Here is an 18,821-nt window from a genome sequence, read left to right as displayed (position 1 = left end):
TTATTGAAAATTGGGGATTGGTTGATTGGGGTTTGGGCTTCCTTGTTTATCTCTAAAAATATAGCGTGAGATTTGAGATTCAACAACTTTTAGAAAGTTGTTGAATCTGCTTTCTTATAAATAATAATGAGTGCTTATTAGATTTTTTGTTCTTAATAACCTATATTATCGCTACAAATATCTTAACCATTTTTTCTCAGGATGAGCCAGTTTGTAAGCTCCGTACCATTTACACAATGGATAAAGTGCCACAATTAGTCCAAACCAAATAGCGTAAATCATTGGTAATTCTACGCCCGAAAGCCCTTTGGGTTTGCCAAATTCAAATGTTCCAAAGACAAAATCTTTCCAAGAATAACCTTGTAAAAACATCAAACCAATTGTCAGAAAACGAATGGAATACCAATGAATTAAATAATAAAACAGAGGCACTTTTCCATACACCTTCACAATATCAATAAACTTGTTTTTCATGCCTTCGGTCAATGCCAAAATGGAGATAGAAATTCCTAAAGTTATCAATACGTAAAGCAACGAAGGCGGATATTTAGTAACATTTATGAAGGATAAAAACGTAAAAAGAGCATCTTTTTGTACCGACCATTTTACGGGGTCGCCGTAAATATTCGAGAATCTCAGTACGATAAAAAGTGTAATCATTCCCGCACTTAATTGCCAAAGTCGTTTTTGTCTGTCGGGTTGTTCTAAAAATTGTCCAAAGCCAAAACCCGCCAACATAATGCCCAACCAAGGAATAATTGGATAGCCAATCACGAGCATGGTATTGGGCAATTGAGCTGCTCCTCCGCCAAATAAAAGCGAAGCAATGAAGTTTAAAGCAGGATTTTGCCCCAATGAAATTCCTTGCAAGGCATTATGTCCAAAAATGATTATTAACCCAATAATTCCGAGTGTCTTGGGTTTTAATTTCAGTAAAAATGAAAGAATTATGAAGCTAAAACCGATGGCAGCAATGACTTGAAAAAGGAAGGTTCTAAACTGAATATCAGACCAAATGGCAAAGGTGATAACGGTAAATTCCAGAAAAATTAACCATAAACCTCTGGTCAACAAAAAACGTCTGCTTTCAGCGATATTTTGCTGTTTTTGAAATGAAAAATACGCCGATGAACCCGACAAAAACACAAATGTAGCGGCACATAAATGCGTTATCCAACGGGTAAAAAAAAGCCCAACGGTAGTCTTCGTGAGGTCAGTGGGGTCTTGCAAACCTGTGCTGATGTACATTAAATCACGGATATGGTCAATTGCCATGATGAGCATGACTAAACCTCTTACAAAATCAATGGTTTGGATTCTTTTCATCGTTTTGAGTTTATTAAGCTGTTTACTGAACTATAAAGGATTAGACCACAGATTTAACAGATTCGACGGATTTACACTGGGACGCACAATCAGATTATTCTTGATTTTACCATAGAAATCGTCCCAGTGTGAATCTGTATTATCCGTGGTCTAATTTTATCTTGCGACAAACTCTTTAAAGTTACGTTTGTTTATTATATTTATTTCGATATTCAATCGGTGTCATTCCAGTTACTTTTTTGAAAATATCTCTAAACGCCTTCGTATCGGTATATCCTACATCAAACATGACTTCGTTGATATTTTTTCGGCTACTTTCAAAACTTCTTTTGGCGGCTTCAATTTTTACTCTTTGGGTATATTCAACGACGGTATTATTGGTAGCTTTTTTAAATCTTCGTTCAAAACTTCTGCGACCGATGGCAAATTTTTCGGCTAATTGTTCAACCGTAATTTTCTCTTGAAAATGCTCTTCAATATATTCTTGGGCTTTCTTGATTTCTTCATCTTTGTGGTCTTTTTGCCCTTGAAACATCATAAACGAAGATTGACTGTCTCTGTCAATATCAATCGCAAAATATTTCGCCGCCAAAATTGCCGTGTCTCGGTCGGTGTATTTTTCCACTAAATGCAACAGTAAATTCCAGTAAGAATTTGCACCTCCACTCGAGTAAATGCCTTGGTCTTCGGTAATGATACTTCCATCAACCAATTCAACTTCTGGAAACATCGCTCTAAATTCATTCCCAGAATTCCAATGTGTAGAACATTTTTTGCCGTTCAATAAACCCGTTGAACCCAATAAAAATGCCCCAATGCAAAGGGAAGCCACTTCTGCTCCGTTTTTGTGTTGTTCCACAATCCAAGGAATTAGCTCTTTATTCATTTCGATTGCCGTTGGTAAATCACCACTAAGGGCAGGAATGAAAATCAAATCGGTCTTTTGTACCTCACTCAAAAGTTTATCAGCATGAACAGAAAATAAACTATTCCCTAACTTTATGTTTTTGGAGTTTGCAACCAATTCTACTTTAAATAAAGCGGATTTTCCTGATACTTGCAAAAACTGGTTCACCGCCTTAAACATATAATTTGGGTCGGCAACTGCTTCTATGACAGCCGTTTCAGGCACTAAAATAGAAATGTGTTTCATAAATTGGGGTTTGAGATTGGTATTTAATCATTAGCATTTCAAAACGCTAATATTCAGTCCTTTACATTTATTTTTTAGATTTTTTTAGCACAAATTATTTCAACGAATACTTAAAAATTTTGATTTCAAAATATATTTTACAAATATTAAAGGCTTATTTCAGAAAACAAAGAGCTTGTCGTAATTAGCCCCTAAGGTTGTCGTTTTTACACCATAAATAAACGAATTATTCCTTATAATTTTGTAGGGTTAATCAAATCTAAAACTAAGAAAATGGAAAAAACAATCATCACTGTTGAATCTTCTATCAATGCTCCTCTCACAACCGTTTGGGATTGTTGGACAAACCCCGAACATATTAAAGGTTGGACTTTTGCTTCCGACGATTGGCATTCACCTATCGCCACTAATGACTTACAAACAGGCGGAAAATTCCTGACCCGCATGGAGGCAAAAGATGGTAGTTTTGGCTTTGATTTTGAAGGTACATATACTTTGGTTGAACCCTTGAAAAAGATTGAATACGTATTGGCGGATGAACGTGAAGTGAAAATTGAGTTTATCGAAACGGGAGATACAGTACAGATTATTGAGAAATTCAATCCAGAAAATGAAAATCCAATTGAGTTACAACAAGACGGTTGGCAGGCAATTTTGAATAATTTTAAGAAATACGTTGAATCGAAATAATATCATGACAAATCAAATTTATCCTTGCCTTTGGTTCGACGGTCAAGCAGAAGCCGCTGCCAATTTTTATTGTTCTATTTTCAAGAATTCAAAAGTTACAATGGCATCACCAATGGTGGTCAATTTTGAATTAGACGGAAAGAAGTTCATGGGCTTGAATGGAGGTCCAATGTTTAAATTTACGCCTGCCATTTCTATTTTTGCTACTTTTGAAACCATTGAAGAAACCAACGAAGTTTGGGATAAACTCTTTGAAGGCGGAAAAGCATTAATGCCCATCAACAAATACGATTGGAGTGAACAATACGGTTGGCTACAAGATAAATTTGGTTTGACCTGGCAAATTAGCGTTGTCAATCCATCAGCAACACCACAAATTAAGCCTTCCATGTTATTTGTCAATGAAAAATTTGGCAAAGCACAGGAAGCGATTAATCTCTACACTTCGATATTTGAAGATTCTGCCATTGATTTATTAGTGCCTTATCCAGAAACAAACAATGTCATGTATGCTGAATTTAACCTCAAAAAACATGATTTTATTGCGATGGATGGGCCAGGAAATCATGCTTACACATTCAACGAAGCATTTTCATTGGTGGTAGATTGTCAAAATCAGGAGGAAATTGATACTTATTGGAATCAATTAACAAGCGATGGCGGGCAGGAAAGTCAATGCGGTTGGTTGAAAGATAAATTTGGGGTTTCGTGGCAAATTATTCCAACGATTATTGGCTCTTTAATGAGCAATCCAGAAAAAGGACAAAAAGTTATGCAGGCAATCATGCAAATGAAAAAATTGGATATTGAAAAACTCATAAATGCTTAACCATGAAACAAATTCATTCATATTTAACTTTCAACGGAAATTGTCGGGAAGCAATGGCTTTCTATCAAACGTGTTTGGGTGGAGAACTTTATTTTCAAACTATTGGAGAATCGCCGATTGCTGATAAAATGCCTCTACAAATGAAAGACTGTATTTTACATTCAACGTTAAGAAACAGTGCTTTTGTCATCATGGCATCAGATATGGTGGACGACAACGGATTGATTAAAGGCACGAATGTTTCACTGATGCTCAATTGCGGTAGCGAAGAGGAGATTCAAAATACGTATCAAAAATTAGCTATTGATGGACAAGCTACTCATCCACTTGAACATACTTTTTGGGGTGCATTATTTGGTGGGTTAACCGATAAGTTTGGGGTTCAATGGTTATTGAATTTTGATAAATCGCAACAACAATAAACCGAACAAACACACGTATGTAGTAATTTTTAGACTATTTACTCTTACGAAAAAATAACGAAACTATTTTTCGCAGACAACCCTTTATAGTCCCGAAAAATAATTAAAATACTGATTTCAAACGGATATTTTGCTGAAATATTAATGCCTTAATTTATTGAATATGGATACAATAAAAGTCAATAACATCGATGAATATCTTTCTTTACAATCCGAAAAAGTAAGGTTAGTTTTGGAAGAGCTTCGACAAATAATTAGAGATACTGCTCCCGAAGCCGAGGAAGTCATTAGCTACGAAATTCCTGCCTTTAAATACAAAGGAATGTTAGTGTATTTTGCGGCGTACAAAAAACATTGTAGTCTTTTTGGGGGAACTGGCGGATTAACTGAGCAAATGAAGGAGGAATTAAAAGATTATAAAACGTCGAAAGGAACGATTCAATTTACCCTTGAAAAACCCTTGCCAAAAGAATTAGTGGAGAAGATTGTAAAAATCAGAATGAAACAGAATGAGGAAATGCAAATAGCGAAAAATCAGAAAAAATTAACCAAAAAATAACCATGAAAAAAGACAAAATTATCTTCTGGGTAACCACAACCATTATTTTCTTATTTGAGGGCGTTATGCCTGTTCTTTTTCGCAACGACGAATCAGGAAAAGTAGCGATGCAACATTTGGGCTATCCCGTATATATGGGTACATTATTGTTGCTGTTCAAAGTGCCTGGAGCTTTGGCGTTGATTCTTCCGCAAGTACCAAGTCGTATTAAAGAATGGGCTTATGCAGGTTTTTTGATTGACTTTTTGGGAGCTTCGTTGAGTTACTATTTTGTGGACGGCTTCATTGGCTTTACCTTTTTGCCATTCTTTTTCATTGTGCTTTTAGCGATTTCTTATATCTATTATCACAAGTTGAAAGTTGATTGAATATTTGTAGAGACAAGGTATTGTTAGACAAGGCATTGTTAGACAAGGCATTACGAGACAAATTAGACAAGGCATTGCCTTGTCTCTACCAAATTTATACCTGCAATTTATAGCCTACGCCATGCAAGGTAACAATCTGAACCGTTGAATCTGACGATAACATTTTGCGTAAACGAGAAACAAAAACATCTAAACTCCTTCCGACCGTAATTCCTTCATCTTCCCAAACTGATTTCAAGATAAAATCTCGCTCTAATAATTGATTCTTATTGTTAACAAAAAGCCTCAATAATTTTGCTTCTCGGTAAGTCAGATTATGCAGAATATTGCCCGAAAAAAGCGTTTGATTGGTAAAATCAAACGTTGAATTACCAAAATTGATTGAATCCGATGATTCCTTTTCAACAGTAATTTCTGGCTCAATATTATCCTTTGTTTTTTTTCGATTCCAGAAGATAAAGCCAACCAAAAACAAGCCCCAAAGTGGAATTAACCACAACGGTTTTGGGGTAACTTGAGCCGTTTTTTTCGTAAAAACTACCTGTAAATCGTAGCACGTTTTATCTTGTTTTCTCCCAATACAAGGCACATTTTTATCTTTTTTGAAATCAAAAGAATTATAACCCAATTCAAGTTCTCCGTCTTTACAATCCAAAACAGAAACATCATAAATATCTTCAATATGATGAATCTTGAAGGATTCTTCTAATAATTTGGGTAATAAATCGTAATTAAAATTCTTCTCTATACGAATCTTAAAAGTGAATTCATCAAGCATTTTCATAGGTTCAATTCGAGACGTAGAATCGCCCGAAGCTTTGAGCAAATGATGAACGGTTCGGCGTAAAGCAAGGTTTACTTTTTCGGAAAAATGACTGTTTTTTGAATTACCCGCAACGTCAATCAGCCTATCGAATGACAACATCGAAAGGCTGAAAAATAAGATGATAAATATCCATTTTGATTTTGTCATAAACGTTTAGCAACCATCTCGATTATTATTTCTATTGATAAGAAAATTACTCATAAATTTAACCAGATTATTCCTCAAAAAGAATACTCTTCCAGAGGTCTGAAACTTTTTATCAATCGGTTCAATTATGAGTTCATCTCCTAAATTGGCGAATTTCAAAACCTTAGAAATTTCAATTTCAGACAATTTTTCTGCCGAAGCCGACCCTCCCAAATGTACGATTTTATTATCTCTTCTCAGATACACTCTAAAAGGAATTGACATTGTTTTATTGCTCATTGCATCTTCAGCAATCATGGTAATAATTCCTTTGGTACTAAGCGAAAACTGCTCATAATTAACTGGTTTTCCATCCATCAATAAGGGATTACTGATTATTTTCTCATTATTTCTCGCCAGTGATGTGACAAATAGCACCGAGAACACGATGCCGAAGATTGATTTTTTCATAAGTCATTTATGTTTAAAGTACCAAAATTTCATTGTGTGGAAGAGCGTAATCATCACTCAATGTCAAGATAATGATATGGTCACCCTTTTTACATTTTTCTAAAACTTTTTGAATTTCCATCTTCTTTAATTTTTCTTTTGAAACCAACATAAGCGTTCCTGTTTCTTTATCTTTAATAGCGATTTGGAACAAAATTGGCTCAATCGGTTTATTCTCGGGGGACGATAGCTGAATGGTACTGACCGTTAAATCTCCTTTCGCAGTGATGTCAATCGTACATTTTCCAGAAGGGGAATATTCATTTACGAGCATCTTTGTGTTCAAAAAGATAGCTGAACAATTGCTGAAACTCTTTTGTCCAAAATTTAAAAAACTTATCAGACAAATACTAATTGTAAAAATAAGATGGGTGATTTTTCTCATGACATTAATGTTCTATTGGTTGAAACAAATGTAAGGTCAAAGGAAGGTGAATCAGAAATAATAGCCGTAAAACAATGTAAACGAAATGTAAAAGTTTGAAATAAACAAGATTTTAAAGTAAAAAAGGCTTCCTGTTTTAAATAGGAAGCCTTTTTTACTTTTATTTACCAAGCCACCGTAACGGCTCCTTGTTTGCTTTGTATGCCTTGTTCTGGGAAATATTCGGGAACATACGTAATCACCCATGCAAAGGAATCTGGTTTTACCAAAGTGCCTTTGTATTTCCCATCCCAACGGTCTTCAGGATGTTTTGATGTAAAAATGAGTTCTCCCCAACGGTTAAAAATCTTCAAATTGTATTCCCGAATATATGCAGGGAACACTTGAAAATTATCATTCAGATTATCGCCATTGGGCGTAAAAATATCAGGAACTAAAATACTTGGGTCACAACGGTCAATGACATTAGTCTGAGCCGTTATTGGACAACCGTAAGTATTCGTCACCAATACGGTATAAGTTCCAACGGTACCAACTGAAATCTGTCGAGTCGTTTCTCCTGTCGGCGACCATTTATAAGTCAAGCCTACACCTCCACCCGCATCTACACGTACAGGCAAAGTTGATGGAACACAAAGTGGTATTTCTGAACGTAACGAAACTGAGGGTATCGGTAATAGATTAACGACAACGGTATCTGAGCTTCTACAAAGTCCTTTTGTACCCATTAAAATGTACGTTCCTGACCTTTCGGGCATAATGGTTGGCGTTGTTTGTCCGCTATTCCAACGGTAGGTTACATTCGCTTGTGGACTACTCACGCCAATTAAATCAGTGCTATTTCGACAAAGACTTTTATCAGGCCCTAAGTTAAAAACTGGAGCATCCAAAACCGTAATTTCTCGATTAGTAACGCCTGTACAACCATTTTGAGTAAGTTCGTATTTTACGGCATAAACACCAATGGCAGATACTTTAAAAATACCATTAGCGTCCACATTAGAACCTTGCCAAGTTCCTCCGCTTGGGCTACCCACCAACTGTGTTGAATTGGGCGTTAAACATAATCTACTCGGAGCAGTGATACTGACTCTGGGTGAGGGCTTAAAAGTAACTTGAGTTCTTGCCGAGCTTATACATTTTCCATCTGTTGAAGTTATCGTTACAATGTATAAACCCGTTTGCGAAACATCAATATTCAAAGTAGTTGCACCTGTACTCCATCTGATACTTCCATCAGTATAATTTACAGGACTCAGCGTAATTTTCTCTCCTTCGCATTTGCCCGTTGGTGCAGGTAATAGTGAAATATCCGTTCTTGCAATTTTATTCAAAATGACATTATTACCGATAAATTTACAACCGTCTTTGTCAATAAATTCTATAAAATACGTACCCGCAATCAATCCTTTGATGACATATTTGCCCGTTGAAACAAAGATTGAAGCCATCGCTCCTTGCATCAAAATAGCATCAGTACCTCCCTGACGAAGAATAAAATCTACGGGTCTGAATGGACTATTTGCGTTGACAGTAATATTAATAGCTCCGTCACTAATGCAAGTTACAGCCGTTGGCACAAGGGTAATTTGTGGATTGGGTGTATTTATAGCATTCAAAATAATAGCCACCGTTGTGTCGCAAGTAACATCGCTTCTGATAGTTACCCTATAACTTCCTGCCCTCAAAGCCGTGATTCCATCGAGCGTTGAATTGGCAATTAATACCCCATCTTTATACCAAACAAAACTATACGTTCCTGTGGGAGTTAGTCCTACAATTTTAATAGTTCCATCGTTAGCTAAGCAACCCGTCGGCGAAGTTCTATTAACTGAAAAAGACATTTTCGGGCGTATTCTCACATTCACATTATCAGTAGTTGTACAAACCGTTGCACCAATTGGCGTGGTAACGGTCACGGAATAAGTTCCTGCCGTTGAAACAGTAATTTTAGCGGTTGTCGCTCCTGTACTCCATAGAAAAGTTGAGCCAGTTCCTGCTGCATTAGAAGCATCCAACACAATGGGCGAACCTGCACAAATGAGTGTATCTGCACCCAAATTAAGGGCTTTTGCTTGGGCAAGCGTTACCTGTACTGAATCTATGCCAATACAACCTCTACTTTCAACCAAAACAGCATAATTCCCTGATTGAGTAACTGCCAAAGTCCGTAAGCTATCTCTCGACAAAAATTGTCTATTCCGAAACCAGAAATAATTACTACTATCCAACGTTACTTTTGAGTCGAGCGTAACACTTCCTGCACACAAATTAAGGTCTGGGCCTAAATCAGGTTTGGGTAATGGCAATACTTCAAAGGCTTGCGGAGGTAACATGGTATCGGGTTTACAACGGTTTCCCATATTTACAACCACATAATATTTACCAGGTGCATCAAAAGTATAAGACGTTTGTAAACCACTATCACCTTCTCCACCTTGAATAGTGGCAATCGGCGACCCGACGGGTTTGCCATCAGCAGGGACTTCACCTCTATAAAAACGCCAATCTGTTTTAGTATTTTTCAATTGTTCTCCGCACAAATGATTCGTTTGGAAATTTGTAGGTGAACCCAAACAAGTATCAGCAGCGGTAATGCCTACACCTTCATTATTTTCATTGATAACATTATAAGTCGTAGGTAAACCCAATTGGCTTATTTTACCATTGAGGTCAAATCCTTTACGGTCATAATAATCAATACTTAAACTTTTAGTGGAAATGGTATCATTCGGAATTTTAATTACCCCCAAAGTTGTACTCCCTTGAATGGCAAGATAAATTCTGCCATCGGGCCCCAACTGAACAGAGCCATAATATTCTTTTTTAGAAGAATCAATTAGCACTTTTGAATTGGCGATAACGGCTGAATCTCCATCAGTTAAATCAAACCGCAATAATGACGAATATGAATTAGGATTCTTAACTGTATCTGCCTTCATGGTAGCAAAAAGCGTTTTACTATCAGGCGAAAACTCAACGCCATAAACCGTTGGCGGTGCAGGGCCTAAATCAATAACCTTTTTATTTTTCAATTCTCCCGTAGAATCCACAAAGTCATAAACTTCAATTAAATTCCTTGCTCCACCTGGAATGGCAACGGCAAATTTTGTTCCGTCTTGCGATACTTTTATGTAACCTTCCCCTTTGGCAACACTATCAATTCTTGACCCTATCTGAACAATTTTTGAAATAGAAACACCGTTTTTTGTAACCCTTCTCAAACGAATAGTGTCCGTTCCATAATCATGCGAAATGACCCAATAAGTTGAATCTTTTTTCACAAAATGAGAAATCAATTGTTCTGTTGAAGGCACATCATCTAAAACCACATTTTTTTCAATAACCTTTCCTTTTCCTTTATTCTGACGAATATCCACCACACTGTAACTCAACTGTTTCGTTCCGTTAATATCAGTAGTCGTGAAAACATAATAAATGGACTGACACCCCTGACAACTCGGCTGAGGAACAATCACTGCCGACTGTGTGGATACATCACTCCCTGCCAAAACATCTGGTTTCAACGAAGCCATTTCTATTCCATCTTTATCATAAATCTTCCGTCCATCGGTATAGAAAAGTAGATTTCCATTAGGGTCAGCGATAGATGAAACTCCTTCTGTGGTATTGAGTTTACCTTTATCATCTGCCGAAGGCGTACCCGAAGAGAATTTTATACCTGCATTATTTCCAAAATACCAATAATTTTCAGCAGGTTTAGGCGGTGGTGGCACACAGAGTTTTACATTGATTTTATTTTGTGCCGAACAGCCCGTTGTAGAATCGGTCACTTGCACCGAATAACAACTGGTCGTATCCGCCCGAAGTGTTTGCGTAGAGTCACCTTTAGGATACCAGGTGTACTTATATTTTGGTTCAGCTCCACCATTTTTATAAGGGTCAAGCGTCAAGAAATCGCCTTTACAAATCGTTGTATCTTGTTGAGCAGCAGAGTTTCCTAAATAAAATGCCGTTGGAGGATTATTAATTGTAATCGTCTGTGTATAAACTTTCGGAACGCCTCCTTCTGTACGAGTAAGCGTAACGGTTTTCACGCCTGCCGTTGAGTAAAGGTGAGCAGGATTTTTGAGTGTTGAGGTATTTTTCATACCACTAACAGGGTCACCAAACTCCCATCTCCAAGCCGTTGCGGGGGTTAATAAAGTATCCCTAAAAATAGTAGCCGCCGTTGTATCCGAACATTCAGAAATACAAGTTTTTCGAACCTTAAAAAACTCCTGAGCATAAACATTGCTTGATAATCCCCACGACAGAAATATCACGGAGAAAATCAAAAAATATCTTTGTATGCTACTAAATCTTATCATTTTTTCGTTTACTAAAAAAGGTTTTAGATTTTAGAAATTTGTCATTGAATACTATTAACTGGAAATCGGTATAAACACATTCATCTATTCTAATCAATAAGACAATACGTTTAATTAAATGGTTGTATTGTCTTGATGTGAAGTGGCATTAAATTTGCTTGTTTTACGTTTTAAAGTCCTTAAAAAAGTCTGTAAACCTTTGAAATTAACGTAATTTAAGTGTAAAAATTTTTAAAGGTTATTAAATTATACTATTTTAAATTGAATAAGTACATTCCTGAGTAGTTTACGTCAAAAATTAAACCGATTTTAGTGTCTAAATGTTAAATTTAACACAAGGTAGATGTCTAAAACGTTCCTAATACCATGTTGAAAAAAGGATTTTTACTGTTTATTAGCGTAATCTCTTGGAGTTTTGCTCAAGCCCAAGACCCGCAATATTCCCAATTTTATGCTGCTCCTTTGTATCTGAATCCAGCGTTTGCAGGTTCGGCAATGGCTCCACGTGTAAACTTCAATCATCGCAATCAATGGCCATCATTGAGTGCAAACTTTGTAACTTCCTCTATTTCAGCCGATATGTACTTTGATAAGTTCAAAAGTGGCGTAGGAATTTTATTAACAACCGACCGACAATTTACTAATTTGACCACTACTGACATTGGGGCAGTTTATTCATACCACTTGAAAATTAGTGATAACTTAACGGCAAAATTAGGCGTTCAAGGGTCTTATGTAAATCGTGGAATCAATTTTGCAGATTATACCTTTGGCGACCAAATTAATACGTATTTATCAACAGGAAATTACCCAAGAATTTCTACTGACCAAATTTTGCAAGGTGGAAACAATGTAACACCGCAACTAAAATATTGGGATTTTTCAACGGGAGCATTAGTTTATTCTGAACAATTCTGGATAGGAGCATCTTTACATCATATCAATCAGCCAACGCAATCATTCAACGACAAAGACGCTCGTTTGCCCATGAAAATTGGCGTTCAGGCAGGTTATAGAATTCCTTTGGCAGATTACATGATTGGGAATAATTTGGGCGATGCCATCGAGCGTGAAAAAAGCATTACCCCAGTGGTTCATTACAAGCGTCAGGGTGCGTCAGACCAATTGGATGTAGGTGCTTATTTGACTTATTCGCCCCTTGTTTTGGGAGCTTGGTATAGAGGAATTCCTTTAAAAACATACACAAAAGACGATGTAAGCATTATTAGTCATGATGCAGCGGTATTTTTAGTTGGTTACAGACAAGATAACTTTTCAATTGGTTATAGCTATGATGCCACCATTTCAAGATTAGGTTCAACAGGTGGAGCTCATGAATTATCACTTTCATATACCTTCTCAGATTGGATAGAACCACGCAAAGCTCCACGCCCACGTAAAGGAGAATTGAAATGTCCTAAATTTTAAGGAAAAGGCTAAAGAGAAAGGTAGGAAGGAGAAAAGGGTGTAGGAATACAAAAACCCATTCTCCTTCCTACCTTTCTCTTTTTCCCATTCCTCCTCTCGCTTTATCCATTTTAGCACTTTGAAAAGTGTCTTTAAATCGCTAAATTTGTTTAAAAGGCTTTTCCTTACCAAACATTTTAAACATTTACAACTTGACCTTTCAGGATTTTAATTTTGACGAAAAACTTTTAGATGGCTTGTATTCAATGGGTTACAGCAAACCTACGCCTATCCAATCACAAGCTATTCCTTTGATACAAACTGGTAAAGACTTAATTGCGTGTGCCCAAACGGGTACGGGTAAAACGGCGGCTTTTCTATTACCTATCCTAAATAAAATCATCAATACGCCTGAAGATAAAAGGCGTTTGAATACGCTCATTATTTCACCAACTCGTGAATTAGCAACACAAATTGACAATCAGGTTGAAGGTTTGGGGTATTTCACGGGGGTTAGTTCCATTTCTATTTATGGTGGAGGCGACGGTGCAGCATGGAATCAGCAACGAAAAGCCTTAGAAGAAGGAGCAGAAATTATCATTGCAACGCCAGGACGATTGATTGCTATTTTGCAAATGGGAGCGATAGATTTTTCTCATTTACAACATCTGATTTTGGATGAAGCTGACCGTATGCTGGACATGGGTTTTTATGATGATATTCTCAAAATCATTAAATATTTACCCATCAAACGCCAGACACTACTTTTCTCGGCAACGATGCCTCCCAAAATTAGAAAATTAGCTCATAGTATTTTGGTTGAACCTGAGCAGTTGAATATTGCTATTTCAAAGCCATCAGCAGGCATTTTACAGCAAGCATATTTGGTTTATGATACTCAGAAAATTGCCTTATTAACGCATATTTTGAAAGAAAACAATTGGGGGAGTGTCATTATTTTTGCATCAACCAAAGAAAGCGTTAAGAAATTAGATACCGAATTGCATAAAATTGGACTGAAAACAAAAGCTTTTCACTCAGATTTGGAGCAGAAAGAAAGGGAAGAAATCATGCGAGATTTTAAAGCAAAATCTCTTCAAATATTAATTGGAACAGATATTCTTTCTCGTGGAATTGACGTAGAAGGAATCAGCTTAGTCATTAATTTTAATACTCCTCACGACCCCGAAGATTATATTCACCGCATCGGAAGAACTGCCAGAGCCGAAACTACGGGAACTGCCATTACGTTTATCAACGACAAAGACCAACGTAAATTTGCAGCCATTGAAGAACTCATCGAAAGAGAAATACCTAAACTTTCATTACCCGCAGGCATGGGCGATGCTCCAACCTATCAACCACAAAAAAGAGTAAGTTCTGGTGTCATTCATAAGAAAAAAACGTATCACAAAAAGAAGACAGGGACAAATACGGTGAAGAAAAGTTAATCAAAAAGTATTGAGTCCTAAGTAAGAAGTAATGGGAATTTCCTTGATAGGCAATTCCCATTACTTCTTACTTAGGACTTTTTATAATTTCATACTCTAATTTTCTACGGCAATTGATACTTCTGAAAAAACGCCCAAATCAAATCATTCGCATTAATTGCCGTTGATGGAGCATCAGCCGCTGTTCTATTATGCAAGCCACCAGGCCATGAATGTCCTCCGTCGTAAGTGAGATAAAACTCTATACTACTATTATTACAACTTCCCCATTTGGTAATTGAATATTTGGTAAAATTAGTCACGGTTTTAGTAGTTGTATTACATCCATTATTGGCAACCCAAGTATTTAATCCATTCTGAATTGGAGGAAAATAAAATCCAAAAATTCCAATTCCGCCACCCATTGGCACTTTTTCATCTAATTCTGAATGTATTTGTAAAATCGGCACAGGTCTTGAAGGTTTACAAGGTTGCGTAGTTGCCTGTGTTCCTGCCACTGGAGCAATTGCCGCAATTTTATTAGAAAGTTCACAAGCTAAACGATAAGACATCATTGCACCGTTCGACATCCCTGTTGCATAAACCTTCTTTGGGTTGATTTTGGGATATTTCTTCAATAATTCATCAATCAATAGACTGATAAACTTTACATCATCAATTTTTTTCTCTACGGCATAGTCACAACAAGTACCTGCATTCCAAGTTCTTGCACCCAAAGCCCCATCACTTTGTACTCCTTCTGGATACACAATGACAAATTTAGCACTATTGGCTTTTTCTGTCAGTAAATAATCGCTTTCCATTTGTGAGGCTTTTCCACCTCCTCCATGTAGGGCAAGCACCAATGAAAAACCAGTTGATTCGTCATAATTGGGAGGTAAATTAATCAAGTAGGTTCGTAATCTACCATCAACAGTCATACTTCCTTCTACTCTCAAGGTAGTAGGCGTTGGGTTTGTAGAGTTTGCTTTGTTGCAGCCTGTAAGTAACATCATAAGGCTTACAATAGATAAGAGTATTTGTTTCATCTGAGGGTTTAAATTATGTTTTGTGGATTAGACTTTGCTTTGTGTCAAAAGTTTATTTTAATAAGATAACTTTTGCAATTATCAGGCGAGATTTGACATTTTGTCTTCTAAAAATCAAAACATAAACGAATCTCTAACACACTTAGTAAAAGCCAAATTGTATATTTGTAATCATATTCACAAACTCCTGCCGTATGTTCGTACTTACAGAAACCAACTCAATAGCCAACCATTTTATGGCAGAATTGCGAGATGTAACTATTCAAAATGACTCGATGCGTTTCCGTAAAAACATGGAACGTCTGGGAGAAATTTTAGCTTACGAAATCTCCAAATTGCTTCCGTACCAACCCGCAACGGTGCAAACACCTTTGGCAATTGCTACTACGCATTTATTGAGTCAACAACCTGTTTTAGTAACTATTTTACGAGCAAGTTTACCTTTTCATCAAGGTTTTTTAAATGTTTTTGACAAAGCAGAAAATGCTTTTATCGGAGCATATCGTGGCAAACATCGTGCCGATGAAACTTTTGATATACAAATGGATTATTTAGCCTGTCCAGATTTGAGCGACAAAACCATCATTATGATTGACCCCATGTTGGCAACGGGAAAATCACTTTTAAAATCCTACGAAGCATTATTGGCTCACGGAAAACCTGCCAGAACTATCATTGTATCAGCAATTGCTGCTCCTGAAGGCGTTAAATTCCTACAAGAAAACTTGCCAAATACTGAGTTATTTCTTGGAACAATTGACGAAAAACTAAATAGTAAATACTACATTGTTCCAGGTTTGGGAGATGCTGGTGATTTGGCTTATGGAGAGAAATTATAAAGTAACACAGACTTCAGTCTGTAAGTATTAAAGTACAGACTGAAGTCTGTGTTACTTATTCACATACATCTAAAACAAAAAATGAAACCCACATTTCAATCAAATTCTCGCCTTGAACTTGCAGACCAGTACGTTCGTTTTACTAACAAAAATGTATTTCTGACGGGTAAAGCAGGAACTGGCAAAACGACTTTTCTCAAAAATATCAAGGCAAAATCGCCCAAACGCATTGTAATTGTTGCCCCAACGGGCGTAGCAGCCATTAATGCTGGAGGTGTGACGATTCACTCGTTTTTTCAACTTTCTTTTGGCCCTAATATTCCCGACAACAAACCCGCCGAGAGAAGAATTAGTAATGAAAAAATCAAAGCAATAAAAGCCATTGACCTTTTGGTAATTGATGAAATTAGTATGGTGCGAGCCGACGTTTTGGATGCCATTGATGAAGTGCTTCGTCGATACCGAAACCGTAATTTGCCCTTTGGCGGTGTTCAACTACTCATGATTGGCGACTTGCACCAACTTTCGCCTGTGATAAAAGAAGATGAATGGGACTTACTCCGCCCTTATTATCAAAGCGTATATTTCTTTGAAAGTAAGGCACTTGCACAGAGTCAGTTCATTACTATTGAGCTAACGCATATTTTCCGACAAGCCGATGAACAATTTATCGACCTCCTCAATAAAGTTCGTGATAAGAAATTGGATGCTGACAGTACACGCTTGTTGAACTCTCGGTACATTCCAAATTTTCAATACCCAGATGATGAAAAGTACATTACGCTGACCAGTCACAACCGAGCCGCAGCCAATATCAATGCGATAAAATTGAGTGAATTGAAGGGAAAAACATATACTTTCACGGCTGAAATTACCGACGATTTTCCAGAAAGTATGTATCCAAACGAACTGAATTTGGAGCTAAAAGTAGGTGCTCAAGTCATGTTTGTAAAAAACGATTCCAATCTTGAAAAACGATATTTTAACGGAAAATTAGGCGAAATAACCGATATTGACGAAGAGTTAATTTGGGTAAAATGCCCCAATGAAAAGGAATTAATCATTGTTTCAAAAGTCAGTTGGGACAATATCAAATACGTTTTGGACGATTCCAAAACCATGCAAGAACACACGATTGGTACATTTAGTCAATTTCCTATCAAAACCGCATGGGCAATTACCATTCATAAAAGTCAAGGCTTAACCTTTGATAGAGCCATTATTGATGCCGCTTCGTCATTCGCACACGGGCAAGTTTATGTGGCATTGAGTCGTTGCAAAACCTTTGAAGGTTTGGTTCTTAGCACGCCCATCACACCCGAAAGCGTAAAATCAGATAGTACCATTGCCGTTTTTGACCAAGAAGCGGACAAACAAGATTTATCAGATTTAGCTTTGGTAGAAGCCAAAAAACGCACGCAAAGCGACTGGATTTTGGATTTATTTGATTTCAAGGCTGTTAAAATTGGCTTGCATTATCTTCACCAAAATCTCGAACCAGTCAAAGACCAATTTGCCAATAGCACTTTTGAAAATGTTACATCTATTTTAGAAAATTACAACGTTGAAATTGATACCATAATTGAAAAATTCAGAAGGCAGTTAGAATTTTTGATGGCACAAACTGACTTGCCCGAAGAAAATGAAGAATTGCAAGAAAGAATCAAAAAAGGAAGCGTTTACATTGCCAATAAATTACAAGAATCGGCTTATAACACCCTCAAAAACATTGATTTAGCTTGCGACAACAAAGAAACAAGAAACAATGTTTCAAAGCTTTGGGAGCAGAGTTTAAAGAATACTTTTGAGAAATTAATGCTCTTAAAAAGCAATCAACAGGGCTTTGATTCAACCCTTTATTTAACCACAAAAGCCAATATTACCCTTGATTTTGAAGCAGAAAAAGCAAGATTATTTAGAAGTCAAAAAACAACTGAAACGAGTGGAAGCAGTACCGATTTATTCAATCTGTTGAGAGTTTGGCGAGATAGCGTTGCCAACGACAAAAACATTGAAAAATACATGGTTTTAGCACAAAAAGCCCTGCAAAGTTTAGCAGATGAAATGCCCAGAAATAAGGCTAATTTAGCTAAAATCAGCGGTTTAGGAAAAATAAAAGTACAACAATTTGGCGATGAAATTTTAGACATCATCAACGAGTTTTGTGAGACAAACGGCATTGAAACCAGTAACATTGTAAGAGAAAATAAACCAGTCAAGAAAGCTATCGTAAAAGGTTCGACGCATGAGTTGAGTTACAATTATTTCAAAGAAGGAAAAACCATTACACAAATTGCCGAAATACGGAATTTGTCCGCATCCACGATTGAAGGGCATCTTGGAGAATTCGTTAAAAAAGGACTTTTGGAAGTGAGTGATATTATGGATAATCAAAAAATTAAAACTATTCGAGAATTCATGTTGGAAAATCCCGACTTGAAAGGTTCTGCTTTAAAAGAGGCTTTAGGAGCAGATTATAGCTACGGAGAAATCCGTTTGGTGGGTGCTTCAATCGGTGCTGACTGAGTTAAAATGCTTGATTTTTAGCTTTATATTTGTGAAATAACAACA

General features: G+C 36.8%; 16 protein-coding genes. 9 read left to right on the top strand and 7 right to left on the bottom strand.

Annotated features, from left to right (window positions below; all coding sequences use genetic code 11):
* Nucleotides 1–171: 171 nt before the first annotated feature.
* A complete protein-coding gene (locus VB796_RS11150; protein ID WP_323346623.1) occupies nt 172–1,326 on the bottom strand; it encodes a DUF1624 domain-containing protein in 1,155 nt (384 codons plus the stop codon).
* Nucleotides 1,327–1,507: 181 nt separating this feature from the next.
* Nucleotides 1,508–2,479 (bottom strand): GlxA family transcriptional regulator, encoded by a 972-nt coding sequence (locus VB796_RS11145; RefSeq protein ID WP_323346622.1) that lies wholly within the window; start codon nt 2,477–2,479, stop codon nt 1,508–1,510.
* Between the two features lie 273 nt (nt 2,480–2,752).
* Here VB796_RS11145 and VB796_RS11140 point away from each other — a divergent pair, with 273 nt between their 5' ends.
* From VB796_RS11140 to VB796_RS11120, 5 genes are all read left to right on the top strand, one after another.
* Nucleotides 2,753–3,169, top strand: coding sequence for an SRPBCC family protein (locus tag VB796_RS11140; RefSeq protein ID WP_323346621.1), 417 nt, complete (start codon nt 2,753–2,755; stop codon nt 3,167–3,169).
* Nucleotides 3,170–3,173: 4 nt separating this feature from the next.
* Nucleotides 3,174–3,998 (top strand): VOC family protein, encoded by an 825-nt coding sequence (locus VB796_RS11135; protein ID WP_323346620.1) that lies wholly within the window; start codon nt 3,174–3,176, stop codon nt 3,996–3,998.
* A gap of 2 nt (nt 3,999–4,000) precedes the next feature.
* Complete coding sequence (locus VB796_RS11130) at nt 4,001–4,420, top strand: VOC family protein (RefSeq protein ID WP_323346619.1); 420 nt, start codon at nt 4,001–4,003, stop codon at nt 4,418–4,420.
* 163 nt (nt 4,421–4,583) lie between these two features.
* A complete protein-coding gene (locus tag VB796_RS11125; protein WP_323346618.1) occupies nt 4,584–4,979 on the top strand; it encodes a DUF1801 domain-containing protein in 396 nt (131 codons plus the stop codon).
* A gap of 2 nt (nt 4,980–4,981) precedes the next feature.
* Nucleotides 4,982–5,347, top strand: a complete 366-nt coding sequence (locus tag VB796_RS11120; protein WP_323346617.1) for a DoxX family protein — start codon at nt 4,982–4,984, stop codon at nt 5,345–5,347.
* Nucleotides 5,348–5,441: 94 nt separating this feature from the next.
* On the opposite strand, the gene VB796_RS11115 is transcribed toward VB796_RS11120, so the two are convergent.
* The 4 genes from VB796_RS11115 to VB796_RS11100 all read right to left on the bottom strand — a co-directional run bounded on the left by VB796_RS11115 (nt 5,442) and on the right by VB796_RS11100 (nt 11,525).
* Entirely contained in the window at nt 5,442–6,320 is an 879-nt protein-coding gene (locus tag VB796_RS11115) for a winged helix-turn-helix domain-containing protein (protein WP_323346616.1), read from the bottom strand.
* A gap of 6 nt (nt 6,321–6,326) precedes the next feature.
* On the bottom strand, nt 6,327–6,770 hold the full coding sequence (locus VB796_RS11110; protein WP_323346615.1) for a hypothetical protein: 444 nt from the start codon (nt 6,768–6,770) through the stop codon (nt 6,327–6,329).
* A gap of 13 nt (nt 6,771–6,783) precedes the next feature.
* On the bottom strand, nt 6,784–7,083 hold the full coding sequence (locus VB796_RS11105) for a hypothetical protein (protein WP_323346614.1): 300 nt from the start codon (nt 7,081–7,083) through the stop codon (nt 6,784–6,786).
* Between the two features lie 275 nt (nt 7,084–7,358).
* Complete coding sequence (locus tag VB796_RS11100; RefSeq protein ID WP_323346613.1) at nt 7,359–11,525, bottom strand: gliding motility-associated C-terminal domain-containing protein; 4,167 nt, start codon at nt 11,523–11,525, stop codon at nt 7,359–7,361.
* A gap of 366 nt (nt 11,526–11,891) precedes the next feature.
* Between VB796_RS11100 and VB796_RS11095 the strand changes: the two genes are divergently transcribed.
* Both VB796_RS11095 and VB796_RS11090 read left to right on the top strand, forming a co-directional pair.
* On the top strand, nt 11,892–12,953 hold the full coding sequence (locus tag VB796_RS11095) for a type IX secretion system membrane protein PorP/SprF (RefSeq protein ID WP_323346612.1): 1,062 nt from the start codon (nt 11,892–11,894) through the stop codon (nt 12,951–12,953).
* Nucleotides 12,954–13,144: 191 nt separating this feature from the next.
* A complete protein-coding gene (locus VB796_RS11090) occupies nt 13,145–14,383 on the top strand; it encodes a DEAD/DEAH box helicase (protein ID WP_323346611.1) in 1,239 nt (412 codons plus the stop codon).
* 104 nt (nt 14,384–14,487) lie between these two features.
* Here the strand turns inward: VB796_RS11090 and VB796_RS11085 are convergent, their stop codons facing one another.
* Nucleotides 14,488–15,411, bottom strand: a complete 924-nt coding sequence (locus VB796_RS11085; protein WP_323346610.1) for a PHB depolymerase family esterase — start codon at nt 15,409–15,411, stop codon at nt 14,488–14,490.
* A 194-nt stretch (nt 15,412–15,605) separates the two neighbouring features.
* Between VB796_RS11085 and upp the strand changes: the two genes are divergently transcribed.
* Nucleotides 15,606–16,250: a uracil phosphoribosyltransferase gene (gene upp / locus VB796_RS11080; protein ID WP_323346609.1), complete on the top strand. Its 645-nt coding sequence runs from the start codon at nt 15,606–15,608 to the stop codon at nt 16,248–16,250.
* 81 nt (nt 16,251–16,331) lie between these two features.
* Nucleotides 16,332–18,776, top strand: a complete 2,445-nt coding sequence (locus VB796_RS11075) for a helix-turn-helix domain-containing protein (RefSeq protein WP_323346608.1) — start codon at nt 16,332–16,334, stop codon at nt 18,774–18,776.
* Nucleotides 18,777–18,821 lie beyond the last annotated feature (45 nt).

This window comes from Arcicella sp. LKC2W (genome assembly GCF_034931005.1).
Classification (GTDB): domain Bacteria; phylum Bacteroidota; class Bacteroidia; order Cytophagales; family Spirosomataceae; genus Arcicella.
This window is presented reverse-complemented; position numbering and strand designations above follow the sequence as displayed.

Excerpts from the sequence above, each read along its gene's own strand:
- VB796_RS11130 (WP_323346619.1), top strand. The coding sequence starts at position 4,001 with ATGAAACAAATTCATTCATATTTAACTTTCAACGGAAATTGTCGGGAA.
- VB796_RS11125 (WP_323346618.1), top strand. The coding sequence starts at position 4,584 with ATGGATACAATAAAAGTCAATAACATCGATGAATATCTTTCTTTACAA.
- VB796_RS11095 (WP_323346612.1), top strand. The coding sequence starts at position 11,892 with ATGTTGAAAAAAGGATTTTTACTGTTTATTAGCGTAATCTCTTGGAGT.
- VB796_RS11145 (WP_323346622.1), bottom strand. The coding sequence starts at position 2,479 with ATGAAACACATTTCTATTTTAGTGCCTGAAACGGCTGTCATAGAAGCA.
- VB796_RS11120 (WP_323346617.1), top strand. The coding sequence starts at position 4,982 with ATGAAAAAAGACAAAATTATCTTCTGGGTAACCACAACCATTATTTTC.
- VB796_RS11110 (WP_323346615.1), bottom strand. The coding sequence starts at position 6,770 with ATGAAAAAATCAATCTTCGGCATCGTGTTCTCGGTGCTATTTGTCACA.
- upp (WP_323346609.1), top strand. The coding sequence starts at position 15,606 with ATGTTCGTACTTACAGAAACCAACTCAATAGCCAACCATTTTATGGCA.
- VB796_RS11150 (WP_323346623.1), bottom strand. The coding sequence starts at position 1,326 with ATGAAAAGAATCCAAACCATTGATTTTGTAAGAGGTTTAGTCATGCTC.
- VB796_RS11135 (WP_323346620.1), top strand. The coding sequence starts at position 3,174 with ATGACAAATCAAATTTATCCTTGCCTTTGGTTCGACGGTCAAGCAGAA.
- VB796_RS11085 (WP_323346610.1), bottom strand. The coding sequence starts at position 15,411 with ATGAAACAAATACTCTTATCTATTGTAAGCCTTATGATGTTACTTACA.
- VB796_RS11115 (WP_323346616.1), bottom strand. The coding sequence starts at position 6,320 with ATGACAAAATCAAAATGGATATTTATCATCTTATTTTTCAGCCTTTCG.
- VB796_RS11105 (WP_323346614.1), bottom strand. The coding sequence starts at position 7,083 with ATGCTCGTAAATGAATATTCCCCTTCTGGAAAATGTACGATTGACATC.
- VB796_RS11075 (WP_323346608.1), top strand. The coding sequence starts at position 16,332 with ATGAAACCCACATTTCAATCAAATTCTCGCCTTGAACTTGCAGACCAG.
- VB796_RS11140 (WP_323346621.1), top strand. The coding sequence starts at position 2,753 with ATGGAAAAAACAATCATCACTGTTGAATCTTCTATCAATGCTCCTCTC.
- VB796_RS11100 (WP_323346613.1), bottom strand. The coding sequence starts at position 11,525 with ATGATAAGATTTAGTAGCATACAAAGATATTTTTTGATTTTCTCCGTG.